The sequence below is a fragment of the Variovorax sp. YR566 genome (genome assembly GCF_051992195.1).
In the GTDB taxonomy this organism is placed as follows: domain Bacteria; phylum Pseudomonadota; class Gammaproteobacteria; order Burkholderiales; family Burkholderiaceae_C; genus Variovorax.
Genome location: NZ_CP197092.1, coordinates 1125411 through 1150666 on the forward strand (window position 1 = coordinate 1125411; position 25256 = coordinate 1150666).

Below are 25256 nucleotides of genomic sequence, written 5' to 3' on the forward strand. Positions count from 1 at the left end.
CAAGAAACCGAAAACCCCAGAAGCTATGTCCGACATCCTCGACAAGATCGTTGCCGTCAAGCACCAGGAGGTGGCTGCGGCCCTGAAGCGAGCGCCGCTCGAGGCCGTGCGCTTCGATGCCGAGAGCCGCGTGCTGACACGCGACTTCGAAGGCGCGCTGCGCGCCAAGATCGCCGCCGGCCAGGCCGCGGTGATTGCTGAAGTCAAGAAGGCCAGCCCGAGCAAGGGCGTGCTGCGCGAAGACTTCATTCCGGCCGACATCGCCCAGAGCTACGCCGAGGGCGACGGCGAGATCAGCGCGGCCTGCCTTTCGGTGCTGACCGACAAACAGTTCTTCCAGGGCGGCGTGGACTATCTCAAGCAGGCGCGCGCCTCGTGCGACCTGCCGGTGCTGCGCAAGGACTTCATCATCGATGCGTACCAGGTGTATGAATCGCGCGCGATGGGTGCCGATGCCATCTTGCTGATCGTCGCTTGTCTCGACGATGCGCAGATGAAGGACTACGAAGCCATCGCGCGCGGGCTGGGCATGGCGGTGCTGGTGGAGGTGCACGACGCGGCTGAGCTCGACCGTGCGCTCAGGCTGAAGACGGCGCTGATCGGGGTCAACAACCGCAATCTGCGCAATTTCGAGGTGTCGATCCAAGCGACCATCGACTTGCTGCCGAAGCTGCCTTCCGATCGTTTGCCGGTGACCGAGTCGGGCATCGGCACGCGCGAAGACGTCGCCACGCTGCGTGCGGCCGGTGTCAACGCCTTCCTGGTCGGCGAAGCATTCATGCGCGCCAAGGAACCCGGCGAGGCCCTCGCTGCGTTGTTCAAATGAGCCGGCCCGATCAGCTGTTAAGCAGCGATCCTGTCGACTGGCCGGTGGCGCCTGGCTGGAAGCCACTGGTTGACGATTTCTTTGGCGGTGTCGTGGGACAGAAGCTGCTGGGCTTCTTGCGCGAGCGTCTCGATGCGGGGGCGGTGATTTTTCCGCCGCAGCCGCTGAGGGCGCTGGAACTCACGCCGCCGGAAGATGTGCGCGTGGTGATCCTGGGCCAGGATCCGTACCACGGGCGCGGCCAGGCCGAGGGGCTGGCGTTCTCCGTGGCGCCCGGCGTGGCACTGCCGCCTTCGCTGCGCAACATCTTCAAGGAGCTCCAGCGCGACCTGGGCACACAGCCGCCAGCATTCCCGAATCCGGGCGGCAGTCTGGTGAAGTGGGCGACGCATGGCGTACTGCTGCTCAACACCTGCCTGACGGTCGAGGAAGCGCAGCCGGCCAGCCATTCCGGCCGTGGCTGGGAGGTGCTGACGGATGCCGTCATTCGCCATGTTTCAGACGGCGCAAAACCTGTTGTTTTTATGCTGTGGGGCTCGCACGCGCAGAGTAAGCGGGCGTTGATCGACGTTAAGCGCCATAAGGTGCTGATGTCGAATCATCCGTCGCCTCTTTCGGCGTTGCGCCCGCCCGTGCCGTTCATCGGCTGCGGCCACTTCGGTGAAGCGCGTGCGTGGCGGGAGGCCCAGCGGGCGGAGGGGTGAAGTTGGGCGATAATCGTAGGCTCACACCTTGAGCAGTTTCCCAGCATCTTCTGGATGCTTGGATTTCTGAGTAGTCACAAAACCGTGCTATATTTCGAGGTTCGCCGGAGAGGTGGCCGAGTGGTTAATGGCAGCAGACTGTAAATCTGCCCTCTTACGAGTACGCTGGTTCGAATCCAGCCCTCTCCACCAGCGATGAATTTGGTTTCTAAGAGTGATTGGATTTCGCGCTTTGGGTGCCTTGAGTGCCCCCGATGCGGGAGTAGTTCAATGGTAGAACCCCAGCCTTCCAAGCTGATGACGCGGGTTCGATTCCCGTCTCCCGCTCCAGAGACTCGGTTCATTGTTGAGGCGATGTGAATTCGTAACTTTGTTACAAATGCCCTTTTGGCTCAGTGGTAGAGCACTCCCTTGGTAAGGGAGAGGTCGCGGGTCCGATTCCCGCAAAGGGCACCAGTTTTGGGGGTTGCAACGGCAGCTTTGCAACCCATCTGCATACGTTGGAAACGTTTTTTTCGGAGTCGAAAAATGGCAAAAGGTAAATTCACCCGCACCAAGCCGCACGTGAACGTGGGCACGATCGGTCACGTTGACCACGGCAAGACGACGCTGACGGCTGCGATTGCGACGGTTCTGTCGGCCAAGTTCGGCGGCGAAGCCAAGGCCTACGACCAGATCGACGCTGCGCCTGAAGAAAAGGCCCGCGGCATCACGATCAACACCGCGCACGTCGAGTACGAAACGGCCAACCGCCACTACGCACACGTCGACTGCCCCGGCCACGCCGACTACGTGAAGAACATGATCACCGGTGCTGCCCAGATGGACGGCGCTATTCTGGTGTGCTCGGCCGCTGACGGCCCGATGCCCCAGACCCGTGAGCACATCCTGCTGGCTCGCCAGGTGGGCGTGGGCTACATCATCGTGTTCCTGAACAAGTGCGACATGGTCGACGACAAGGAACTGCTCGAGCTGGTCGAAATGGAAGTTCGCGAACTCCTCGACAAGTACGAATTCCCCGGCGACGACACCCCGATCATCCATGGCTCGGCCAAGCTCGCCCTGGAAGGCGACAAGGGCGAACTGGGCGAAGGCGCCATCATGAAGCTGGCCGAAGCCCTGGACACGTACATCCCGACGCCCGAGCGCGCCGTGGACGGCACGTTCCTGATGCCCGTGGAAGACGTGTTCTCGATCTCGGGTCGCGGCACGGTGGTGACCGGCGCTGTCGAGCGCGGCGTGATCAAGGTTGGTGAAGAAATCGAAATCGTGGGCATCCGCCCGACGGTCAAGACCACCTGCACCGGCGTGGAAATGTTCCGCAAGCTGCTGGACCAGGGCCAGGCTGGCGACAACGTCGGCGTGCTGCTGCGCGGCACGAAGCGCGAGGAAGTCGAGCGCGGCCAAGTGTTGTGCAAGCCCGGCTCGATCAAGCCGCACACGCACTTCACCGCCGAGGTGTACGTTCTGTCGAAGGACGAAGGCGGCCGTCACACGCCGTTCTTCAACAACTACCGTCCGCAGTTCTACTTCCGCACGACGGACGTGACCGGCGCGATCGAGCTGCCCAAGGACAAGGAAATGGTCATGCCTGGCGACAACGTCAGCATCACCGTGAAGCTGATCAACCCGATCGCGATGGAAGAAGGCCTGCGCTTCGCCATCCGTGAAGGCGGCCGTACCGTGGGTTCGGGCGTCGTGGCCAAGATCCTCGACATCTAAGTCGGGCGCAAAGAGTACCGGAGGGGTATAGCTCAATTGGCAGAGCGTCGGTCTCCAAAACCGAAGGTTGTAGGTTCGATTCCTACTGCCCCTGCCACTTAGGTGGCACTCCGAAAAAAGCCCGTCGCGTCCCGACGGGCTTCGGCGTCTCAAGAGACGCATTGAATTGAAGGCCTCAGGGCCACAGGAAATCAGCCAAACATGGCCACTTCTCAAATCGAAACCGTGAGCACCGGCGCCGACAAGGCCAAACTGGCCGTGGCTGTCGTGCTGGCAGTGGGCGCCATCGTGGCGTTCTATCTGCTGTCGCGCCAAGGCTCGCTGGTGCAATGGGCTGCGCTGCTGGTCGGCTTGGCCGCAGCGGTCGCTGCCTTCGGCAGTTCGGAGAATGGCCGTCAGTTGTGGGCCTTCGGCCGCGACTCGTGGCGCGAGGTCAAGAAGGTCGTCTGGCCGACCCGCAAGGAAGCGATGCAGATGACGGCTTATGTGTTTGCCTTCGTGGCGATCATGTCCGTCTTCCTCTGGCTCACCGACAAGACGCTCGAATGGGTGTTTTTCGACCTCATTCTGGGCTGGAGAAAATAAATGACCGCTGATCCAGTGAATGCAGTTGAAACCACGCCGGGCGCGCCAGAGGAAGAAAACACCTCGGTGCTGGCCCCAGCCGCCAATCCAGATCTGCGTTGGTACGTGGTGCATGCCTATTCGGGCATGGAGAAGGCCGTCGAGCGCAACATCACCGAGCGCATCAATCGCGCCGGCATGCAGGACAAGTTCGGCCGCATCCTGGTTCCGACCGAAGAAGTGGTCGAGATCAAGAACGGCCAGAAGCGCACCACCGAGCGCCGCTTCTTCCCGGGCTACGTGCTGGTCGAAATGATCATGGACGACGAGAGCTGGCACCTGGTGAAGCACACCAACAAGGTGACGGGTTTCGTGGGCGGCGCCAAGAACCGTCCGGCCCCGATCTCGCAGAAAGAGGTCGAGGACATCGTCAGCCAGATGCAGCAGGGCACCGAGAAGCCGCGCCACAAGGTCGAGTTCACCGTTGGCGAATTCGTGCGCGTCAAGGAAGGCCCGTTCACCGACTTCAACGGCACTGTCGAAGAAGTCAACTACGAGAAGAGCAAGGTCAGCGTGTCGGTCATGATTTTCGGCCGCGCGACACCTGTGGAACTCGAATTCAGCCAGGTCGAGAAGACCTGACGCCCCGCCGGCCTTCGGGTCGGCGTTACTGTTTCCGGCTGCGCGTTGTCCGACTCGGCGCGCGGCCTTGATCGAAGAGTCGTTTAACCCCGGGGAGCCGCGGCCGCAAGCCAAGGCGATATCACCCGCAAGGAGCAAATAGCATGGCGAAAAAAATCGTCGGCTTCATCAAGCTGCAAGTGCCAGCTGGTAAGGCCAACCCGTCCCCGCCGATCGGTCCCGCACTCGGTCAGCGCGGTCTGAACATCATGGAGTTCTGCAAGGCGTTCAACGCGCAAACCCAAGGCGTCGAGCCGGGTCTGCCGCTGCCGGTGGTCATCACCGCGTTCGCTGACAAGAGCTTCACCTTCATCATCAAGACGCCCCCGGCGATCACCTTGATCAAGAAGGCCATCAAGCTGGAAAAGGGCTCGGCCCGTCCGCACACCGACAAGGTCGGCAAGATCACGCGCGCTCAGCTCGAAGAAATCGCCAAGGCCAAGATGAAGGACCTGACTGCCGCCGACCTCGACGCAGCAGTTCGTACCATCGCCGGCTCGGCCCGCTCGATGGGCGTGAATGTGGAGGGCGTGTAAATGTCCAAGATCACCAAGAAGCAGAAGTCGCTCGAAGGCAAGGTCGACAGCAACAAGCTGTACCCGCTGGTTGACGCGATCACCATCGTCAAGGAAGCCGCCACCGCCAAGTTCGATGAATCGATCGACGTGGCCGTGCAACTCGGCATCGATGCGAAGAAGTCGGACCAGGTCGTGCGTGGCGCCGTCGTGCTGCCCAACGGCACCGGCAAGACCAAGCGCGTCGCCGTGTTCGCCCAAGGCGCCAAGGCTGAAGAAGCCAAGGCCGCCGGCGCCGACATCGTCGGCATGGACGACCTGGCTGCCATGGTCAAGGCTGGCGACATGCCTTTCGACGTCGTGATCGCTGCACCGGACGCCATGCGCGTCGTCGGTACGCTCGGCCAGATCCTCGGCCCGCGCGGCCTGATGCCTAACCCGAAGGTTGGCACGGTGACCCCGGACGTCGCTACGGCCGTGAAGAACGCCAAGGCTGGCCAGGTTCAGTTCCGCGTCGACAAGGCCGGCATTGTGCACGGCACGATCGGCCGTCGCTCGTTCGACAACGACAAGCTGCAGGGCAACCTCGCCGCGCTGATCGATGCTCTGGTCAAGGCCAAGCCCGCGACCAGCAAGGGCGTGTACCTGCGCAAGGTGGCTGTGTCGTCGACCATGGGTCTGGGTGTCCGCGTGGACACGCAAACCATCTCGGCGAGCTAAAGAGATTTGCTCCGCCCGAAAGGGTGGGGCGAATGTGGTGGGTCGCGGCAGCTTCGGTTGCCGCGGGCCATCCAAGACCGCTGGTGTGCAGGGTGCTGCACTTAATCGCCGGACCTTTCCGTCAGGCAATCAGCGCAGATGGCGATCCCGCTGCAAGGAATTTGATTTTTGTTCCGAAACAGTTGGTCGCTGCATGAAGCGCGATCCCAGGCCCCGGCCGAAGATCGCATTAAAAGGAGTAGACCTTGAGTCTGAATCGCAGTGAGAAAGAAGCGGTCATCAGTGATGTGACCAGCCTCGCCGCAAAAGCTCAAACGCTCGTGATGGCGGAGTACCGTGGCATCACGGTGGCCGATATGACCAAACTGCGCAACGAAGCGCGCAGCAAGGGTGTGAGCCTGAGTGTTCTGAAGAACACCCTGGCCCGCCGTGCTGTCGCTGGTAGCCCGTTTGAGATTGTTGGCGACCAGATGACCGGTCCGCTGATCTACGGCTTCTCCGAAGACGCTGTGGCCGCCGCCAAGGTGGTGGCCGATTTCGCGAAGACCAACGACAAGCTGGTCATTCGCGGCGGCGCCTTCGGTGGCAAGGCCCTGGACGTCGACGGCGTGAAGCAACTGGCCAACATCCCTTCGAAGGAAGTGCTGCTGGCGCAATTGCTGGGCTTGATGCAATCCCCGATCTCTCGTACCGCCCGCGTGCTCGCGGCGCTGGCCGAGAAGCGCGGTGGTGGCGAAGCTGCACCCGTTGCCGATGCACCGGCAGAAGCGCAGGCCGCCTGAGCCTCGCGTTTGAAATATTCAACCCAATTGTTAGGAAACAAAAATGGCATTCGATAAAGACGCATTTCTGACCGCGCTCGACAGCATGACGGTCCTGGAACTCAACGACCTGGTGAAAGCCATCGAAGAGAAGTTCGGCGTGAGCGCCGCTGCAATGTCGGCTCCGGCCGCTGGTGGTGGCGCAGCCGCTGCTGTGGTCGAAGAAAAGACCGAATTCAATGTCGTGCTGGCTGACGTCGGCGCGAACAAGGTGTCGGTCATCAAGGCCGTGCGCGAAATCACCGGCCTGGGCCTCAAGGAAGCCAAGGATCTGGTGGAAGCCGCTCCCAAGGCTGTCAAGGAAGGCCTGTCGAAGGCTGACGCTGACGCTGCCAAGAAGAAGCTGGAAGAAGCCGGCGCCAAGGTGGAACTGAAGTAATTCAGACCCCCTGGAGGGCTGGAGGCGCCTGAAAAGGCCCTCCAGCCTTTGCCGCTTTCAGAGCGCACCCAAAAGCCGGCTCGTTGCCGGCTTTCCCGGAGACCTTCAGGTCGACGGAAAAGCCAAGACGAGACGTTTTTTGAGTGTCTTCTGACCCCGACTGCAGAAGACCCCTTGGTTCGGGCGATGTGCAACGCATCGCTGTCCGCCAACGGCTGGTAGTGGCCAGCCGCCAAGCAGTGGTGCCTCGGCACTGCTGACAAGTCGCTGAAGATCTCAAGCACCGGAGCTCTCATGGCCCAATCGTCCGCGTACAGTTACACCGAACGCAAGCGCATCCGAAAAAGTTTCGGCAATCGCGACAGCGTCGTCGAAATCCCCTACCTGCTGCAGATGCAGAAAGACGCGTACACCGCGTTCCTGCAAGCCGGCATTCCCCCGAAACAACGCACCGTCGAAGGCCTGCAGGCCGCGTTCGACGCCGCCTTCCCGATCGTCTCGCACAACGGTTTCGTCGAGATGAAGTTCCTCGAGTACAACCTGGCGAAGCCGGCGTTCGATGTGCGCGAGTGCCAGACCCGTGGTCTGACCTTCGCCTCGGCCGTGCGCGCCAAGGTCCAGCTCATCATCTATGACCGCGAGTCGTCGACTTCGCAGTCGAAGGTGGTCAAGGAAGTGAAGGAACAAGAGGTCTACATGGGCGAAGTGCCGCTCATGACCGAAAAGGGTTCGTTCATCATCAACGGCACCGAACGCGTGATCGTGTCGCAGCTGCACCGTTCGCCGGGCGTGTTCTTCGAACACGACAAGGGCAAGACGCACAGCTCGGGCAAGCTGCTGTTCTCGGCCCGCGTGATTCCCTACCGCGGTTCGTGGCTCGACTTCGAGTTCGACCCGAAGGACATGCTGTACTTCCGCGTGGACCGTCGCCGCAAGATGCCGGTCACGATCCTGCTGAAGGCCATCGGCCTGAACCCGGAATCGATCCTCGCGAACTTTTTCGTGAACGACAACTTCCGCCTGATGGACAGCGGCGCGCAGATGGAGTTCGTCTCCGAGCGCCTGCGCGGCGAAGTCGCGCGCTTCGACATCACCGACAAGTCGGGCAAGGTCGTGGTCGCCAAGGACAAGCGCGTTACCGCGCGCCACACGCGTGAGCTCGAGCAGGGCGGCACCACGCACATCAGCGTGCCGGAAGACTTCCTGATCGGCCGCGTGATCGCCCGCAACATCGTCGACGCCGACTCCGGCGAAATCCTGGCCAAGGCCAACGACGAGCTGACCGAAGCGCTGCTGAAGAAGCTGCGCACGGCCGGCGTGCAAGACGTGCAGGTCATCTACACGAACGAACTCGACCAGGGCGCGTACATCTCGCAGACCCTGCGCATCGACGAAACCGTGGACGAATTCGCTGCGCGCGTGGCCATCTACCGCATGATGCGCCCCGGCGAGCCGCCGACGGAAGACGCCGTGCAGGCCCTGTTCCAGCGCCTGTTCTACAACCCGGACACGTACGACCTGTCGCGCGTCGGCCGCATGAAGTTCAACGCCAAGGTCGGCCGCGACGAATCGACCGGTCCGATGGTGCTGACCAACGAAGACATCCTGGCCGTGGTCAAGATCCTCGTTGACCTGCGCAACGGCAACGGCGAAGTCGACGACATCGACCACCTGGGCAACCGCCGCGTGCGTTGCGTCGGCGAGCTGGCCGAAAACCAGTACCGCACCGGCCTGGCACGTATCGAGAAGGCCGTGAAGGAACGTCTGGGTCAAGCGGAGCAAGAGCCGCTGATGCCGCACGATCTGATCAACAGCAAGCCGATCTCGGCCGCGCTGAAGGAATTCTTCGGTGCCTCGCAGCTGTCGCAGTTCATGGACCAGACGAACCCGCTGTCCGAAATCACCCACAAGCGCCGCGTGTCGGCCCTTGGCCCGGGTGGTCTGACGCGTGAACGTGCAGGCTTCGAAGTGCGCGACGTGCACGTGACCCACTACGGCCGCGTGTGCCCGATCGAAACGCCTGAAGGCCCGAACATCGGCCTGATCAACTCGCTGGCCCTGTACGCCCGCCTGAACGAATACGGTTTCATCGAGACGCCGTACCGTCGCGTGATCGACAGCAAGGTCACGATGGACATCGACTACCTGTCGGCCATCGAGGAAGGCAAGTACGTCATCGCCCAGGCCAACGCGGCCCTGGACAAGGACGGCAAGCTGACCGGCGACCTGGTCTCGGCGCGTGAAGCCGGCGAATCGATCCTGGTCGGTGCCGAACGCATCCAGTACATGGACGTGTCGCCCGCGCAGATCGTGTCGGTGGCCGCATCGCTCGTGCCGTTCCTCGAGCACGACGACGCGAACCGCGCGTTGATGGGCGCCAACATGCAGCGCCAGGCCGTGCCTGTGCTGCGCCCCGAGAAGCCGATGGTCGGTACGGGTATCGAGCGCGTCTCCGCGGTCGACTCCGGCACCGTGGTCACGGCCACCCGCGGCGGTATCGTCGACTACGTCGATGCGACCCGTGTCGTGGTGCGCGTGAACGACGCCGAAGCGGCTGCCGGTGAAGTCGGTGTGGACATCTACAACCTGATCAAGTATCAGCGTTCGAACCAGAACACCAACATCCACCAGCGTCCCATCGTCAAGCGCGGCGACAAGATCGCCAAGGGCGACGTGGTGGCCGACGGCGCATCGACCGACCTCGGCGAACTGGCCCTCGGCCAGAACATGCTGATCGCGTTCATGCCGTGGAACGGCTACAACTTCGAAGACTCGATCCTGATCTCGGAACGCGTCGTGGCCGAAGACCGCTACACCTCGATCCACATCGAGGAACTGGTGGTGATGGCTCGCGACACGAAGCTGGGCGCAGAAGAAATCACGCGCGACATCCCGAACCTGGCCGAGCAGCAGCTCAACCGCCTCGACGAATCCGGCATCATTTATGTCGGTGCCGAAGTGCAGCCGGGCGACACGCTGGTGGGCAAGGTCACGCCGAAGGGCGAGACCACGCTGACGCCTGAAGAGAAGCTGCTTCGCGCCATCTTCGGCGAGAAGGCTTCCGACGTGAAGGACACCTCGCTGCGTGTGGATCAGGGCTCGCAAGGCACCGTGATCGACGTGCAGGTGTTCACCCGCGAAGGCATCACGCGCGACAAGCGCGCCCAGCAGATCATCGACGACGAGCTCAAGCGCTTCCGCCTCGACCTGAACGACCAGCTTCGCATCGTCGAAGCCGACGCGTTCGACCGTATCGAGAAGCTGCTGACCGGCAAGGTCGCCAACGGCGGCCCGAACAAGCTGGCCAAGGGCACGAAGCTCGACAAGGCCTACCTGTCGTCGGTCGAGAAGTTCCACTGGTTCGACATCCGCCCGGCGGAAGACGAAGTGGCTTCGCAGCTCGAGTCGATCAAGAACTCGCTGGAGCAGACGCGCCACAGCTTCGACCTCGCGTTCGAAGAAAAGCGCAAGAAGCTCACGCAGGGCGACGAGCTGCCCGCGGGCGTGCTCAAGATGGTCAAGGTCTACCTGGCCGTCAAGCGCCGCCTGCAACCCGGCGACAAGATGGCCGGCCGCCACGGCAACAAGGGTGTGGTGTCGAAGATCGTTCCGGTCGAAGACATGCCCCACATGGCCGACGGCACGCCGTGCGACATCTGCCTGAACCCGCTGGGCGTGCCTTCGCGGATGAACGTGGGCCAGGTGCTCGAGGTGCATCTGGGCTGGGCCGGCAAGGGCATCGGCCAGCGCATCGGTGACCTGCTGCAGCAGGAGGCCAAGGTGGCCGAGCTGCGCAAGTTCATGGAGCAGCTGTACAACGGCTCGGGCCGCCAGGAAAACATCAGCTCGCTGAACGACACCGAACTGCTCGAAATGGCAGCGAACCTGCAAAACGGCGCGACCTTCGCGACGCCTGTGTTCGACGGTGCTTCGGAAGAAGAAATCCGCGGCATGCTGAAGCTCGCCTACCCGGACGACATCGCCAAACTCAAGGGCCTGACCGATACGCGCACGCAGGCGTACCTGTTCGACGGCCGCACCGGCGACCAGTTCGAGCGTCCCGTCACCGTCGGCTACATGCACTTCCTGAAGCTGCATCACCTGGTCGACGACAAGATGCACGCGCGCTCCACCGGCCCGTACTCGCTCGTCACGCAGCAACCGCTGGGCGGCAAGGCGCAGTTCGGCGGCCAGCGTTTCGGGGAAATGGAAGTGTGGGCGCTGGAAGCTTACGGCGCCGCCTACGTCCTGCAGGAAATGCTGACCGTGAAGTCCGACGACGTGCAAGGCCGTACCAAGGTGTACGAAAGCATCGTCAAGGGCGAGCACTCGATCGAAGCCGGCATGCCGGAATCGTTCAACGTGCTGGTCAAGGAAATTCGTTCGCTGGGCCTCGACATCGAGCTCGAGCGTTCTTAATTTGAAAAGGGAAAGAGTCTTATGAAATCGCTACTCGACCTGTTCAAGCAATTCACGCCTGATGAGCATTTCGATGCCATCAAGATCGGCATGGCTTCGCCCGAGAAGATCCGTTCGTGGTCTTTCGGCGAGGTGAAGAAGCCCGAGACGATCAACTACCGCACGTTCAAGCCCGAGCGCGACGGTCTCTTCTGCGCCAAGATCTTCGGCCCCATCAAGGACTACGAGTGCCTGTGCGGCAAGTACAAGCGCCTGAAGCACCGCGGCGTGATCTGCGAGAAGTGCGGCGTTGAAGTCACGCAGACCAAGGTGCGTCGCGAGCGCATGGGTCACATCGACCTGGCCGCGCCCTGCGCCCACATCTGGTTCCTGAAGTCGCTGCCGTCGCGCCTGGGCCTCGTGCTCGACATGACGCTGCGCGACATCGAACGCGTGCTGTACTTCGAAGCCTACGTGATCACCGACCCCGGCATGACCCCGCTGAAGAAGTTCGGCATCATGTCCGAGGACGACTACGACGCGAAGCGCAAGGAATACGGTGACGAATTCGTCGCCAAGATGGGCGCCGAAGGCATCAAGGATCTGCTCGAAGGCATCGAACTCGACAGCGAGATCGAACGCCTGCGCGGCGACCTGACCGGCTCCGAAGTCAAGGTCAAGAAGAACTCCAAGCGCCTGAAGGTGCTGGAAGCCTTCCGCAAGTCGGGCATCAAGCCCGAGTGGATGGTGCTCGACGTGCTGCCCGTGCTGCCGCCGGACCTGCGTCCGCTGGTGCCGCTGGACGGCGGCCGCTTCGCGACCTCCGACCTGAACGACCTGTATCGCCGCGTCATCAACCGCAATTCGCGTCTGCGCCGCCTGCTGGAGCTGAAGGCTCCGGAAATCATCGCGCGCAACGAAAAGCGGATGCTGCAGGAAGCTGTCGACTCGCTGCTGGACAACGGCCGCCGTGGCAAGGCCATGACGGGCGCCAACAAGCGCGCGCTGAAGTCGCTGGCCGACATGATCAAGGGCAAGAGCGGCCGCTTCCGCCAGAATCTGCTGGGCAAGCGCGTCGACTACTCGGGCCGTTCGGTCATCGTGGTGGGCCCGACGCTCAAGCTGCACCAGTGCGGCCTGCCGAAGCTGATGGCGCTCGAGCTGTTCAAGCCCTTCATCTTCTCGCGCCTCGAAGCCATGGGCATCGCGACGACGATCAAGGCTGCCAAGAAGGAAGTCGAATCGGGCACGCCGGTGGTCTGGGACATCCTGGAAGAGGTCATCAAGGAGCACCCGGTCATGCTGAACCGCGCTCCGACGCTGCACCGTCTGGGCATCCAGGCCTTCGAACCGATCCTGATCGAAGGCAAGGCCATCCAGCTGCACCCGCTCGTCTGCGCGGCATTCAACGCCGACTTCGACGGCGACCAGATGGCCGTTCACGTGCCGCTGTCGGTGGAAGCGCAAATGGAAGCCCGCACGCTGATGCTGGCCTCCAACAACGTGCTGTTCCCGGCTTCGGGCGAACCGTCGATCGTTCCTTCGCAGGACGTGGTGCTGGGTCTGTACTACACGACCCGCGACCGCATCAACGGCAAGGGCGAGGGCCTGATCTTCTCCGACATCGGTGAACTGCAGCGCGCGCTCGACGCCAACGAAGTCGAACTCACCGCCAAGGTGGCAGTGCGCATCACGGAATACACCAAGAACAAGGAAACCGGCGAATTCACGCCGTCGACCTCGCTCGTGGACACCACCGTGGGCCGTGCCCTGCTGTCCGAGATCCTGCCCAAGGGCCTGCCGTTCTCGAACATCAACAAGGCGCTGAAGAAGAAGGAAATCTCCAAGCTCATCAACGTCTCGTTCCGCAAGTGCGGCCTGAAAGAGACCGTCGTGTTCGCCGACAAGCTGCTGCAAAACGGCTTCCGCCTGGCGACCAAGGCCGGTATCTCGATCGCCATCGACGACATGCTGGTGCCCGCCGAGAAGCACGGCATCATCGAGCGCTCCGCCAAGGAAGTGAAGGAGATCGAGCAGCAGTACGTGTCGGGTCTGGTGACCTCCGGCGAACGCTACAACAAGGTGGTGGACATCTGGGGCAAGGCCGGCGACGAAGTGTCGAAGGTCATGATGGCCAAGCTGTCGAAGCAACGCGTCATCGACCGCCATGGCAAGGAAGTCGAGCAGGAGTCCTTCAACTCGATCTACATGATGGCCGACTCGGGCGCCCGCGGTTCCGCGGCCCAGATTCGCCAGGTGGCCGGTATGCGGGGCCTGATGGCCAAGCCGGACGGCTCGATCATCGAGACGCCCATTACCGCGAACTTCCGCGAAGGCCTGAACGTGCTGGAGTACTTCATCTCCACCCACGGTGCCCGTAAGGGTCTGGCCGACACGGCGCTGAAGACGGCGAACTCGGGCTACCTGACCCGTCGTCTGGTCGACGTGACGCAAGACCTGGTCGTGACCGAGCAGGACTGCGGCACGCACGGCGGCTACCTGATGCGCGCCATCGTCGAAGGCGGTGAAGTGATCGAGTCGCTGCGCGACCGTATCCTTGGCCGCTCGGCTGCGGACGACGTGCTGCACCCGGAAAACCGCTCGGTGCTGCTGAAGGCCGGCGAGATGTTCGACGAAGACAACATCGAAGCGCTGGAAGCGCAAGGCGTCGACGAGGTCAAGGTCCGCACCGCGCTGACCTGCGAAACCCGCTTCGGCATCTGCGCGACCTGCTACGGCCGCGACCTGGGCCGCGGCGGCCTGATCAACATCGGCGAAGCCGTCGGTGTGATCGCCGCTCAGTCCATCGGCGAACCCGGCACGCAGCTGACGATGCGTACCTTCCACATCGGTGGTGCCGCTTCGCGCGCTGCCATCGCTTCGAGCGTGGAAGCCAAGTCGAACGGCTCGATCGGCTTCAACGCCACGATGCGCTACGTGACCAACAGCAAGGGCGAACTGGTCGTGATTTCGCGTTCGGGCGAGATCGTCATCCATGACGAGCACGGCCGTGAGCGCGAACGCCACAAGGTGCCGTACGGCGCGACCCTGACGGTCAAGGCCGACCAGCAGATCAAGGCCGGCCACGTGCTTGCCAACTGGGATCCGCTGACGCGCCCGATCATTACCGAGTTCGCCGGCAAGACGCAGTTCGAAAACGTCGAGGAAGGCCTCACGGTTGCCAAGCAGGTGGACGAAGTGACCGGTCTGTCGACCCTGGTCGTGATCGACCCGAAGCGCCGCGGCGCTGCCAAGGTCGTGCGCCCGCAGGTGAAGCTCATCGACGCCTCCGGCGCCGAAGTGAAGATCCCGGGCACCGACCACTCGGTGACGATCGGCTTCCCGATCGGCGCTCTGGTGCAGATCCGTGACGGTCAGGACGTGGGCCCCGGCGAAGTGCTGGCGCGTATTCCGGTCGAAGGCCAGAAGACCCGCGACATTACCGGCGGTCTGCCGCGCGTTGCCGAGCTGTTCGAAGCCCGTTCGCCGAAGGACAAGGGCATGCTGGCCGAAATGACCGGCACCGTGTCGTTCGGCAAGGAAACGAAGGGCAAGATCCGCCTGCAGATCACCGATCCGGAAGGCACGGTCTGGGAAGACCTCGTGCCGAAGGAAAAGAACATCCTGGTGCACGAAGGCCAGGTGGTGAACAAGGGCGAATCCGTGGTCGACGGCCCGGCGGACCCGCAGGACATCCTGCGCCTGCTGGGTTCGGAAGAACTGGCGCGCTACATCGTGGACGAAGTGCAGGACGTGTACCGCCTGCAGGGTGTGAAGATCAACGACAAGCACATCGAGGTGATCGTTCGCCAGATGCTGCGCCGCGTCGTGGTCGACAACATCGGCGACACGAGCTACATCTCCGGCGAACAGGTCGAACGCAGCGAAATGCTCAACACCAACGACGCCCTGCGCGCCGACGGCAAGATCCCCGCGACGTTCACCAACCTGCTGCTGGGTATCACGAAGGCGTCGCTGTCGACCGACTCGTTCATCTCGGCTGCTTCGTTCCAGGAAACGACGCGCGTACTGACCGAAGCCGCGATCATGGGCAAGCGCGACGAGCTGCGCGGCCTGAAGGAAAATGTCATTGTCGGCCGCCTGATCCCCGCAGGCACCGGCATGGCCTACCACCAGGCCCGCAAGGTCAAGGACGCCATGGACGAAGCCGAGCGCCGTGCCATCGCCGAATCGGAAGCTGCCGAACTGGCAGGCTCCGCCGAAAGCGATGCAGCGGCCAGCACGGCTGACGCCAGCGAAGGCGCCGCGACCGAATAACTCGGTAGCATCACCGGCCATGACCGGTACACCACGCCCCCCGACCGCCTCCGGTTGGGGGGCGTTTTTCTTTGTGTTTTCAATGATGAGGCGTTGTCGTCGATGAGCGTATTGCCCGAATCGCTGACCAGCTGGATCGTGATCGCGGTCCTGCTGTTCTGGTTTGTCGGTGCCTACAACCGGCTGGTGCGCTTGCGCGCGGCCGTGCTGCAGGCCTACGGCCTGCTCGATGCGGCCCTGGGCAAGCAGCTCGACTTCGTGCAGGCCAGCATCACCGCTGCGCCACCGGCGGAGGCGTCGCCAACGGGTGAGTCGCTGTCGTCCATCGCGCCATTGCAGGCCGCGACCACCCAGCTCGCGACCCTGCTCGGCGCGACCCGGCTGCACCCGCTGGACACTGGCGTCATGGCCGCGCTGGCTACTGCGCTGCAGGTGTGGATCAACGCGTGGCGACGCCAGCACCCGGACGATGTGACGGTGTTCGACGCCGACGGCACGCTGTCGCGGCCAGCGCAACTTCAGCCCGGGACCGATGCCGCGGTGCCCAGCGCCATCGAGCCGATCGCGTGGCCCGAGCCTTCGGCCGCGGCGGAGATCGCGCGCAGCCAGTTCAACCAGGCGGTGGGGCACTACAACGCTGCGATCGCGCAGTTTCCGGCGTTGCTGGTGGCATGGGCCGTGCGTCTGCGTCCAGCCGCTCCGCTGCTCTGAGTTCGGCGCCCGGCGCGGCTCTTTCTTCTTTCCATTGCACGGCGTCCGGCTTTACGGTCGCCCGTTACCATCGCCCCAACTTGTCAGAACTACCTTCCGATCCTTCCTCCAGCAGCAACAACGGTGCGCCGTCGCTGCAGCCTCCGCTCTGGCGCCAACTGCAACTGACCGCGGTGGCGCTGGCGTCGATTCGCGCCGGCACCTCGGGCTCGGTTGCCTTCGAGGCGGTCGAGCCTTTGCTGCGCCCCGGCGTGCAGGCGCTCGGCTTCCAGGTGCTGCGCTGGCTCGGCCGCGCCGAGGCGCTGCGTCGCCACCTGGCCAAGCGCACGCCGCCGCCGCTGCCCGATGCCCTGCTGTGCACCGCGCTGGCGCTGGCGTGGGACAGCGAGCGTGCACCCTACGAGCCCTTCACGCTGGTCGACCAGGCCGTCGAGGCCGCCAAGCGCAACCCGGCCACGCGGGCGCAGGCCAGCTTCATCAATGCCTGTCTGCGGCGCTTCTTGCGCGAACGCGACGAGCTCGTGGCCGCCACCGACACCGAACCCGTCGCGCAATGGAACCACCCGCGCTGGTGGATCGAGCGCCTCAAGCGCGACCATCCACGCGACTGGCAACGGGTGCTGGGCGCCGACAACGCACAGGCGCCGATGACGCTGCGGGTCAACGCCCAGAAATCGACCGCCGCTTCCTATCTGGCGGAGCTGGAAGCCGTCGGCCTCGGTGCGATACGCGTAGGCCCTAGCGGCCTGCAGCTGACGCGCGCACGCCCCGTGCAGCAGCTGCCCGGTTTTGCCGACGGCGCCTGCTCGGTGCAGGATGCCGCCGCGCAGATGGCCGCACCGCTGCTGCTCGAAGGCCTCTTGCCGACGAAGCCGGGTGCGGCGGCGCCACTGCGCGTGCTCGACGCCTGCGCCGCCCCCGGCGGCAAGACCGCGCACCTGCTCGAAATGGCGGCCCCCGGCGCCATCGACGTGACAGCCCTGGAAGTCGATGCCGTCCGCAGCCGCCGCATCGATGAAACCCTGGCCCGCATCGGCCTCAAGGCCAAGGTGCTCGTCGCCGACGCGGGGCGTCCGGACCAATGGTGGGACGGCACGCCCTTCGACGCCATCCTGCTCGACGCACCATGCACGGCCTCGGGCATCGTGCGACGCCATCCTGATGTGCGCTGGCTGCGCCGCGAAAGCGACACCGCCCAGCTCGCAGCTCAGCAGGCCGCCCTCCTGGCCGCGCTCTGGCCGCTGGTGCGGCCCGGCGGCCGGCTCCTTTACTGCACCTGCTCCGTGTTCCGCGAAGAGGGTTCGCAACAAATTGATGCGTTTCTTGTACACAACACCGACGCACGATTGCTGCCATCGCCAGGCCATTTGCTGCCCCAAAGCGGGTCGAATGCCCGTGGCGTCCCGGACAATCCCTCTGGTGACCACGACGGTTTCTTCTACGCCCTGCTTGAGAAGCGCCCGCACTGAACGGCGCTGTCCGGCCTTGCTGGCCGTCCTGCTCTGGGCCTGGGCCATGTGGATGGTCCTGCTGCTGCCGGCCCCGGCGGCCGCCCAGGGCCGCAACGGCACGTCGATCACCCAGATGCGCCTCGAGCAGTCCGACGATGGCGTCTACTTCAGCGCTGCCGTGCAGTTCGAGCTGCCCTCGCTGGTGGAGGAGGTGCTCGACAAGGGCATCGCCATCTATTTCGTGGCCGAGGCCGAGCTCTACCAGGAGCGCTGGTACTGGACCGATCGCAAGGTCGCCCAGGTCGCGCGCCACATGCGGCTGGCCTACCAGCCGCTCACGCGGCGCTGGCGACTCAATGTGTCGGCGGCGCCGATGACCGGCGCGGCCGGCCTGGGCATCTCGCTGAACCAGAACTTCGACACCCTCGGCGATGCGCTCGATGCCATCAAGCGCATTGGCCGCCTGCGGCTGGGCGATGTGGCCGAGATCGGCGACGACCCGCAGCACCAGGTCACTTTCCGCTTCCGGCTCGACACCTCGCAGCTGCCGCGCCCGTTCCAGATCGGCGTGGTCGGGCAGGCCGACTGGAACATCGCCGCCGAACGCACGGCCAAGCTCCCGCTGGAGAAGCAGAAGTGAGCACTTCCGGGCGCAGCGGCGCAGCGGCCACGCCGGCCGCGCGCCGCGCGCGGGCCACGCGCTGGGCCATTGGTGTCGGCGCCGCGCTGGTCACGGCCATCGGTCTGGTGCTGATGTTCCTGCTGGCGCAGGCCACCAACAACCGCGCGCTGTACGAGCGCTACTACGTGCGCCTGTTCGGCATCAACGTCGTGGTGGCGGTGCTGCTGGTGCTGGTGATCGGCTGGGTTGCCTTCCGTCTGCTGCGGCGGCTGCGGCAAGGCAAGTTCGGCAGCCGATTGCTCATCAAGCTGGCGGCCATCTTCGCGCTGGTGGGCGTGGTGCCCGGGGCGCTGGTCTACGTGGTGTCTTATCAGTTCGTCGCACGCTCCATCGAGAGCTGGTTCGACGTCAAGGTCGAGGGTGCGCTCGATGCCGGCCTCAACCTCGGGCGCGCCACGCTCGATTCGCTGTCCGACGACCTCGCTGCCAAGACGCGCAGCGCCAGCGCGCAGCTGGCGCAAGTGCCTGATGCGAGCGCAGGCCTGGTGCTGGAGCGCATCCGCGACCAGCTCGAAGCCACCGACGTGATCCTGTGGACCGGCAATGGGCAACTGGTGGCCAGCGCCGGCTCCTCGCGCTTCCAGCTGAACCCCGAGCGGCCAACGGTGCAGCAGTTCCGCCAGGTCCGCCCCGAGCGCGCTGTCGCGCACGTCGAGGGGCTGGACGAAACCGCCGCGCCGGGCGCAACCCCGCCCGTCGCGAGCGTGCGTGCACTCGCCATGGTGCAAAGGCCGGGCTTCGACTTCGACACCGCGCCGCGCTATCTGCAGGTCACGCGGCCGCTGCCGCCGGCCGTGGTCGCCAACGCGCTGGCCGTGCAGGAGGCCAACCGCGAATACCAGGAGCGGGCGCTCGCGCGCGAGGGCCTGCGTCGCATGTACATCGGCACGCTCACGCTGAGCCTGTTCCTCGCTGTGTTCGGTGCGGTGCTGCTGGCCGTGCTGTTCGGCAATCAGCTGGCGCGGCCGCTGCTCGTGCTGGCAGACGGCGTGCGCCAGGTGGCGGCCGGTGACCTGCGGCCCACCGCCGTGCTGCAGGGCAAGGACGAACTCGGCGGCCTCACGCGCTCGTTCGCCGTCATGACGCAGCAGCTGGCCGACGCCCGCGGCGCGGTCGAGAAGACCATGGGCCAGCTCGACGCCGCGCGCGCCAACCTGCAGACCATTCTGGACAACCTGACATCGGGCGTGATCGTGCTCGACGCCAAGGGCACCGTGCTGTCCACCAATCCGGGCGCGACCCGTGTGCTGCGCGCGCCGCTCGCGGCCTACGAAGGCCGGGCGCTCGTCGATGTGCCGGGCCTGGCCGAGTTCGGTGCCAAGGTGCAGCAGCAGTTCGACGACTTTCTCGTCGAGCGCATGCAGCACGGCCTCGACCACTGGCAGCACGCCTTCGAGCTGCACGCCTCCGGCACCGACCTGCCGCAGCAGGACGGCGCCATCAACATCGTCGCGCGCGGCGCGGAACTGCCCGGCGCCGCGCGGCTGCTGGTGTTCGACGACATCTCCGAAATCGTCTCGGCCCAGCGCGCGCAGGCCTGGGGCGAAGTGGCGCGCCGCCTCGCGCACGAGATCAAGAATCCGCTCACGCCGATCCAGCTCTCGGCCGAGCGGCTCGAGATGAAGCTCTCGGGCAAGGTCCCGCCGCCCGAACAGGCCGTGCTCGTGAAGTCGGTGAAGACCATCGTCGACCAGGTCGATGCGATGAAGCGGCTGGTGAACGAATTCCGCGACTACGCGCGCCTGCCCGCAGCCGACCTCAAGCCGGTGGACCTCAACGCCTTGCTGACCGACGTGCTCCAGCTCTACAACGCCGAGAGCCTGCCGATCACGCTGCGCTCCGAGCTCGACGAGCGCTGCCCGCCCATCCGCGGCGACGCGCAGCAGATCCGCCAGGTCATACACAACCTGTTGCAGAACGCGCAGGACGCCGCCGAAGCTGCCGCCAGCGGCACGGGCAAGGCGGGCGAGGTCGTCATCCGCACGCGGCTCGGCGATTCGGGGCAGCGCGTGCGCCTGACAGTACAGGACAGCGGCCCAGGTTTTGCGGAAAATATTTTGAAGCGCGCCTTCGAACCCTACGTAACCACGAAAACAAAAGGTACTGGTTTGGGCCTTGCGGTCGTGAAGAAAATCGCGGACGAACACGGCGCGCGCATCGAGCTTTCCAACCGCGTCGTCGATGGGGCTGTAGCAGGGGCACAAGTCTCGCTATCATTCGCGCTGGCAGGCGAGCCGCGGGCAGCGGTCGCTCACACCGAAGATTCGAAGTCTTCCGCCGCCTGAGCCGCACGAATCTCCGTCGTCGCACAGGCGATGGATGGGCCAGCGGACCCTCAATACATTGCAGACACCAGCGCAAACAACAAGCAGCACTCATGGCAAACATTCTCGTGGTCGATGACGAGCTGGGCATCCGGGACCTGCTCTTCGAAATTCTCAATGACGAAGGCCACAACGTGGAGCTCGCGGAAAACGCCGCCGAAGCCCGCGCTGCGCGCCAGCGCGCACGGCCCGATCTCGTGCTGCTCGACATCTGGATGCCCGACACCGACGGCGTCACGCTGCTCAAGGAGTGGTCCACCGCGGGCCTGCTGAGCATGCCCGTCATCATGATGAGTGGCCACGCCACCATCGACACCGCGGTCGACGCCACGCGCATCGGCGCCTTCGCCTTCCTCGAGAAGCCCATCACCATGCAGAAGCTGCTCAAGGCAGTGGAGCAGGGCCTGGCACGCGAGAGCGCACGCCGCGCCGCGGCAGGCGTGGTGCCCGCGCCGGTCACCGGCAACCAGGCAGCTGCCATCACCACGACAGGCGACAGCCTGCTGATGGCCTCGCTGGCTTCCGTGCCCGTGGTCGACGCCGGCCCGCAATCGACCCAGAGCTTCGACCTCGACCGCCCGCTGCGCGATGCGCGCGATGGTTTCGAGAAGGCGTACTTCGAGTTTCACTTGGCGATGGAGAACGGTTCGATGACCCGCGTCGCCGAGAAAACCGGTCTCGAACGCACCCACCTGTACCGCAAGCTCAAACAACTTGGCGTCGATCTTTCAAGAGGGCGCAGAAGCGCTGTATAATTTAGGGCTGCACACAAATGCAATGGCCCGGTAGCTCAGTTGGTAGAGCAGCGGATTGAAAATCCGCGTGTCGGTGGTTCGATTCCGCCCCAGGCCACCATATTTCGCAAGGCGCTACAGCTATCAATGCTGTAGCGCTTTTTTCGTTTTATTCCCACTGTGGGATTTCGCACTGTTTACTGATGCTCGCGGAGCGTCACTACTGACGTGCCACAAAAGCGTCGCAGTAGCAAAGTTGAACTCGGTGGAACTACCGCCTAGGGCCTGTTAACACAATCGAAGTCCGTCGGCGATGAGCGCAAAGCTGATGAAGCCCAGGAACATCACGTCGAGCTTCTCGAATCGCGAGAAGATTCGGCGGAAGCCCTTCAAGCGCCGGAACAGTCGCTCGACTTCGTTGCGGCGCTTGTACATCTCTCGGTCGTACTCCCAGGGCTCGACCCTGGTCTTCAGCGGCGGCACTACCGGGATGAATCCAAGGTCGAGCGCCAACTGCCGTGTCTCGTTGCCTTCGTAGGCACGATCCATCAGCAGATGCAGTGGGCGGTTTGGCCCACCCACCCGACGCAGCAAGGCCCGGCCTTCGGGCGCATCGTGTGCCTGCCCGGGCGACAGCCAGAACGTTATGGCCGTTCGAGCATCCGCGGCAACCATATGAATCTTGGTGTTCCATCCGCCTCGGGACTTGCCGATGGCTTGTGGCCCGTTTTTTTAACGCACCAGTTCCATCCGGATGTACCTTGATGCTCGTGCTGTCCAGCGAGACGGCCTCGATCTTGATGCGCACAACCTGAGCGCGCTGCAACTCCTCGAACACCCTATCGAGCACGCCGGCCTTGGACCACCGATTCATGCGTGTATAGATCGTGTGCCAATTGCCGAACCGCTTGGGCAGACCGCGCCACTTGCAGCCGTGCTCGGCCACATACAGCACCGCGTTCAACACACTCAGGTTTGACAGGCTCACGTTGCCTCTCTGTGTAGGCAAACAATGTGCAATCTGCTCGAATTGGGCTTGCGTGATCTCCATACCCGGAGTTTCCGATATGAGCCTGGAGTCACGCCAGTAGTGTTAACACGCCCTAGTTCGATTGGGGGCCTGAGCCGCAACTTTCGGGCACCCCAGATCGCGTTAGACGGACGGTGGCGAGATCTGCGCTTCATTCCCGGAACGGTCTTCCACATCGATTTTCATCAGTGCTGCCCGCGATCAAAAAAGATCATCGCCTACTCTTCAAGCGGAGTCTTAAACTGTATGAAAACACAGTATTCTAGGAGAGTCTATCGGACATCCAAGATGTCTTTCACATGCCGGCGTTTTGCCGGTGAACGCCTTGTTGATGCTGTGTTTTAGGAATGGCGGCGCATGCTGCCATAGCTAGTCACGGCCCCTACATGGCCACATTTGAAGGGACACTGCTCTATGCCTACCAATGCATCCGACGTCATTTACACGGCACCGCGTCCTGGTGCGGTTGCCCGGACGGGGGAATCGCGTTTAGCCGACGTTGTCAGCGTCAAGGACTTCGGCGCGAAGGGCGATGGTTCCACCGATGACACGGCGGCCATTCAAGCTGCCATCAACTCTTTTTCGAGTGGTGGAACGCTCTATTTCCCGGCTGGCACGTACATGATCAGTAGCCAGTTGAACTCCACCGTGAACGGTTTGGTTTTCGAAGGGGCAGGCTACTTAGCCTCGATCATTAAGATCACTTCGCCGACGGCAACCTCATTGAATATCACCGGTTGGAACAGCGGGGTGGAATCGATGGGCTTCGATTCGACCGTGACTCGTACCAACGGCTTCTATATTGTTCTCGCGGGTGTCTTTAGCTACATCGACAAGTGTCGTTTTGACCGTCACTGGGTTGCTGTTTCGATTCCGGATGTCACCCCTTCAGCGCCGGCTTGGGTGAGCCACTGTCTTTTCCATGACGCCACGCCGGGCGGCACTTCTTTTGGCAGCGGCGGGATCTGGATCGATCGGGCGAGTTCCGATGTCTATCTCGACAGCTTGCTGTTCTTGAACGATGGTAGCGGGCCGGCCACATATGGCATTAACGTTCAGCGAGTTGGGGCTCTCACCGTCAGCAATACGGAGATCGTGAAGCAGGGCATCGCGCTGCTGATCAATCCCCAAGCTAGCCAGCGAGTGCAGGCAGTGTTCGTAACCAACACGTACTTCGATACGTGCTACGGGAGCTGTGTTCTGGTGCAGCCTGGTGCAGGCGGTGCCGCAGAATGGCTGAAGTTCACCAACGTCTGGACCAGTCCCGCCGAACAGAATGCCAACGGCTTCTTCTTCAATGCGGACACCGGCAGCATCGGGAATGTGAACATCACGAACTTCACTTGCCACAACGACTTTGGGCCGGGCGGTACTGGCATCCTGTTCCAAGGCGCGGGCATCAAGGACGTGACCATCAATGGCGGGATGGTCCAAGGCCACTTCTACGGCATCGCCGCAGGCCCGAATGTCTCGGACTTCACCATCACGAATGTGAGCGCAGGGGCATACGACCCGACGCACCCAGGCGTTGGCAATACCTACGGCATCGTCGTCTCGAACGGGTCCTCGAATCGCTACATCATCACGAACAACCGCGTAAGCGGGAACACGTCTGGCGGTGTCGTAGATAACGGCACCGGCACGAACAAGGTGATTGGCCAAAACATCGGGTAGCCGAACCTCCTGGCCAAGCGTCCTGCTGCTCAAGGCCCGCTGGAAAACGTCTCCGAGCAGCAGGGCAGAGCGTTGTCTCTGGTGGTGATGGGGCATCCATTAAGTTGCAAGAGGCGAAGGCGCGGGATTAGTGCGGACATCGGGCTGCTGCAAGCTGCCTGCGGGAACCATCGCTTCCGAAGCCGCAAGGAGCGCAGCTCGGAAAGATGGGTTTATTCCCGTCAATGTGCGGCAATCCGCATGCCTGTTGTGTTGTCGCATAGATTGAAAATCCGCGTGTCGGTGGTTCGATTCCACCCCAGCCACCACTCACTTCGCAGTCGTTAATAGACGTCCGCCAAAGTTAGAAAGCCCTAAGTAAATCAACTGCTTAGGGCTTTTTCCATTCCAGACCCGTCGTCGTGGAGTCCAAGGGGTTCAGCCGCATCCGGCTGCGTCGCATTCCCGAGGCTTCAGTGCAGTACCTGATCCCGTTTATCCAAGAGAGCATCGCGCCTGGCGCCCAGGTGGCGTGTCGCTTCCGAGTTGACAGCTAGGCTCCAGCCTTAGCCAGAACCGTGATCGCGGCCTCGGGATGCTGTTTGCAAGCGCGACACCAGTCCAAATAAAACAGCACGTCCATATACCGTTCGCCTCGCTCGACTTTGGAGACATGGGACTGATCTACCTTGAGGCGTACTCCAAGTTCTGCCTGCGTCAAGCCGGCAGAGCGCCGAAGGGAGCGCAGATGCTTTCTTAGCACCTCATATCGGCGATGGTGAATGGACGGCGGCACTTCTCGATGCTGGGAGGCAAATCAAAAAAGGCCATTTCGACCTTTATTAGTTATCATGCACAGCAGGAGGAAATGCCGTTTTGGCCTTTCTCGATGCTCTTCTGCTGTGAGATCCAAATGACGCGTCGACAGATTGCTTCACCTCTGCCAACGGCCCGCCCGCTGCGGCTGCCGGCCTCGGTGACGCGCGCCCTTCCGCGGCAGCCCGCACCTGTCGTACGCAGTTTGTCGGCGGCACGCATCGGTGTGCAGGTGAGGGCGCTTCGC

Annotated in this window: 19 protein-coding genes and 5 tRNA genes; 22 read left to right on the top strand and 2 right to left on the bottom strand. The window is 63.2% G+C overall.

Going from position 1 to position 25256, the window contains the following annotated elements:
- The first annotated feature begins 25 nt into the window (after positions 1-25).
- From trpC to ACTG4X_RS05295, 21 genes are all read left to right on the top strand, one after another.
- Entirely contained in the window at positions 26-826 is an 801-nt protein-coding gene (gene trpC, locus ACTG4X_RS05195) for an indole-3-glycerol phosphate synthase TrpC (RefSeq protein ID WP_093058812.1), read from the top strand.
- A complete protein-coding gene (locus ACTG4X_RS05200; protein WP_440533343.1) occupies positions 823-1530 on the top strand; it encodes a uracil-DNA glycosylase in 708 nt (235 codons plus the stop codon). Before trpC ends, ACTG4X_RS05200 begins: the two co-directional genes overlap by 4 nt.
- 106 nt (positions 1531-1636) lie before the next feature.
- A tRNA-Tyr gene (locus ACTG4X_RS05205) sits at positions 1637-1722 on the top strand.
- 64 nt (positions 1723-1786) lie between these two features.
- Positions 1787-1860 (top strand) — tRNA-Gly (locus tag ACTG4X_RS05210).
- Between the two features lie 51 nt (positions 1861-1911).
- Positions 1912-1986 (top strand) — tRNA-Thr (locus ACTG4X_RS05215).
- A 72-nt stretch (positions 1987-2058) separates the two neighbouring features.
- On the top strand, positions 2059-3252 hold the full coding sequence (gene tuf, locus ACTG4X_RS05220; RefSeq protein WP_093060175.1) for an elongation factor Tu: 1194 nt from the start codon (positions 2059-2061) through the stop codon (positions 3250-3252).
- Between the two features lie 21 nt (positions 3253-3273).
- Positions 3274-3349, top strand: a tRNA-Trp gene (locus tag ACTG4X_RS05225).
- Positions 3350-3453: 104 nt separating this feature from the next.
- Positions 3454-3837 carry a preprotein translocase subunit SecE gene (secE, locus tag ACTG4X_RS05230; RefSeq protein WP_093057178.1) on the top strand — a complete coding sequence of 128 codons (384 nt, stop codon included), beginning with the start codon at positions 3454-3456 and terminating at the stop codon, positions 3835-3837.
- Positions 3838-4458, top strand: coding sequence for a transcription termination/antitermination protein NusG (nusG, locus tag ACTG4X_RS05235; protein ID WP_256217011.1), 621 nt, complete (start codon positions 3838-3840; stop codon positions 4456-4458). It abuts the gene before it with no gap.
- A gap of 143 nt (positions 4459-4601) precedes the next feature.
- Positions 4602-5033 carry a 50S ribosomal protein L11 gene (gene rplK, locus ACTG4X_RS05240; protein ID WP_007831051.1) on the top strand — a complete coding sequence of 144 codons (432 nt, stop codon included), beginning with the start codon at positions 4602-4604 and terminating at the stop codon, positions 5031-5033.
- Positions 5034-5732: a 50S ribosomal protein L1 gene (rplA, locus tag ACTG4X_RS05245; RefSeq protein ID WP_093057179.1), complete on the top strand. Its 699-nt coding sequence runs from the start codon at positions 5034-5036 to the stop codon at positions 5730-5732. It abuts the gene before it with no gap.
- A 245-nt stretch (positions 5733-5977) separates the two neighbouring features.
- Complete coding sequence (rplJ, locus tag ACTG4X_RS05250) at positions 5978-6514, top strand: 50S ribosomal protein L10 (protein ID WP_093057180.1); 537 nt, start codon at positions 5978-5980, stop codon at positions 6512-6514.
- Positions 6515-6557: 43 nt separating this feature from the next.
- Entirely contained in the window at positions 6558-6932 is a 375-nt protein-coding gene (gene rplL, locus ACTG4X_RS05255; RefSeq protein ID WP_093057181.1) for a 50S ribosomal protein L7/L12, read from the top strand.
- A 294-nt stretch (positions 6933-7226) separates the two neighbouring features.
- Positions 7227-11351, top strand: a complete 4125-nt coding sequence (gene rpoB, locus ACTG4X_RS05260) for a DNA-directed RNA polymerase subunit beta (RefSeq protein WP_093057182.1) — start codon at positions 7227-7229, stop codon at positions 11349-11351.
- Positions 11352-11372: 21 nt separating this feature from the next.
- Positions 11373-15608 carry a DNA-directed RNA polymerase subunit beta' gene (gene rpoC / locus ACTG4X_RS05265; protein ID WP_440533344.1) on the top strand — a complete coding sequence of 1412 codons (4236 nt, stop codon included), beginning with the start codon at positions 11373-11375 and terminating at the stop codon, positions 15606-15608.
- A 102-nt stretch (positions 15609-15710) separates the two neighbouring features.
- Positions 15711-16319 carry a lema family protein gene (locus tag ACTG4X_RS05270; protein ID WP_440533345.1) on the top strand — a complete coding sequence of 203 codons (609 nt, stop codon included), beginning with the start codon at positions 15711-15713 and terminating at the stop codon, positions 16317-16319.
- Positions 16320-16399: 80 nt separating this feature from the next.
- The gene (gene rsmB, locus ACTG4X_RS05275) at positions 16400-17788 is read left to right on the top strand and encodes a 16S rRNA (cytosine(967)-C(5))-methyltransferase RsmB (RefSeq protein ID WP_440533346.1); all 1389 of its coding nucleotides are present in this window, start codon (positions 16400-16402) and stop codon (positions 17786-17788) included.
- Between the two features lie 46 nt (positions 17789-17834).
- Positions 17835-18410 carry a DUF4390 domain-containing protein gene (locus ACTG4X_RS05280; protein ID WP_371127394.1) on the top strand — a complete coding sequence of 192 codons (576 nt, stop codon included), beginning with the start codon at positions 17835-17837 and terminating at the stop codon, positions 18408-18410.
- Entirely contained in the window at positions 18407-20737 is a 2331-nt protein-coding gene (locus ACTG4X_RS05285) for an ATP-binding protein (RefSeq protein ID WP_440533347.1), read from the top strand. The genes ACTG4X_RS05280 and ACTG4X_RS05285 overlap by 4 nt, the downstream gene beginning before the upstream one ends.
- Positions 20738-20829: 92 nt before the next feature.
- Complete coding sequence (locus tag ACTG4X_RS05290) at positions 20830-21531, top strand: response regulator (RefSeq protein WP_093057187.1); 702 nt, start codon at positions 20830-20832, stop codon at positions 21529-21531.
- Between the two features lie 24 nt (positions 21532-21555).
- Positions 21556-21631: transfer RNA gene (locus ACTG4X_RS05295), tRNA-Phe, on the top strand.
- Positions 21632-21798: 167 nt separating this feature from the next.
- Here ACTG4X_RS05295 and ACTG4X_RS05300 read toward each other — a convergent pair.
- A protein-coding gene (locus ACTG4X_RS05300) for an IS5 family transposase (RefSeq protein WP_097200286.1) occupies positions 21799-22561 on the bottom strand; the annotation gives its coding sequence in 2 pieces (ribosomal slippage) (positions 21799-22243 and positions 22242-22561; 765 coding nt in all).
- Between the two features lie 393 nt (positions 22562-22954).
- Between ACTG4X_RS05300 and ACTG4X_RS05305 the strand changes: the two genes are divergently transcribed.
- On the top strand, positions 22955-24214 hold the full coding sequence (locus ACTG4X_RS05305; RefSeq protein WP_097200285.1) for a glycosyl hydrolase family 28-related protein: 1260 nt from the start codon (positions 22955-22957) through the stop codon (positions 24212-24214).
- 532 nt (positions 24215-24746) lie between these two features.
- Here the strand turns inward: ACTG4X_RS05305 and ACTG4X_RS05310 are convergent.
- Entirely contained in the window at positions 24747-24989 is a 243-nt protein-coding gene (locus ACTG4X_RS05310; RefSeq protein ID WP_097200284.1) for a helix-turn-helix domain-containing protein, read from the bottom strand.
- Between the last annotated feature and the right edge of the window lie 267 nt (positions 24990-25256).

Coding starts and splice junctions, on each gene's coding strand:
- ACTG4X_RS05200 (WP_440533343.1), top strand. CDS start 823: ATGAGCCGGCCCGATCAGCTGTTAAGCAGCGATCCTGTCGACTGGCCG.
- rplA (WP_093057179.1), top strand. CDS start 5,034: ATGTCCAAGATCACCAAGAAGCAGAAGTCGCTCGAAGGCAAGGTCGAC.
- nusG (WP_256217011.1), top strand. CDS start 3,838: ATGACCGCTGATCCAGTGAATGCAGTTGAAACCACGCCGGGCGCGCCA.
- trpC (WP_093058812.1), top strand. CDS start 26: ATGTCCGACATCCTCGACAAGATCGTTGCCGTCAAGCACCAGGAGGTG.
- ACTG4X_RS05290 (WP_093057187.1), top strand. CDS start 20,830: ATGGCAAACATTCTCGTGGTCGATGACGAGCTGGGCATCCGGGACCTG.
- rpoC (WP_440533344.1), top strand. CDS start 11,373: ATGAAATCGCTACTCGACCTGTTCAAGCAATTCACGCCTGATGAGCAT.
- rplK (WP_007831051.1), top strand. CDS start 4,602: ATGGCGAAAAAAATCGTCGGCTTCATCAAGCTGCAAGTGCCAGCTGGT.
- ACTG4X_RS05305 (WP_097200285.1), top strand. CDS start 22,955: ATGCCTACCAATGCATCCGACGTCATTTACACGGCACCGCGTCCTGGT.
- ACTG4X_RS05280 (WP_371127394.1), top strand. CDS start 17,835: ATGTGGATGGTCCTGCTGCTGCCGGCCCCGGCGGCCGCCCAGGGCCGC.
- rpoB (WP_093057182.1), top strand. CDS start 7,227: ATGGCCCAATCGTCCGCGTACAGTTACACCGAACGCAAGCGCATCCGA.
- ACTG4X_RS05270 (WP_440533345.1), top strand. CDS start 15,711: ATGAGCGTATTGCCCGAATCGCTGACCAGCTGGATCGTGATCGCGGTC.
- tuf (WP_093060175.1), top strand. CDS start 2,059: ATGGCAAAAGGTAAATTCACCCGCACCAAGCCGCACGTGAACGTGGGC.
- secE (WP_093057178.1), top strand. CDS start 3,454: ATGGCCACTTCTCAAATCGAAACCGTGAGCACCGGCGCCGACAAGGCC.
- rplL (WP_093057181.1), top strand. CDS start 6,558: ATGGCATTCGATAAAGACGCATTTCTGACCGCGCTCGACAGCATGACG.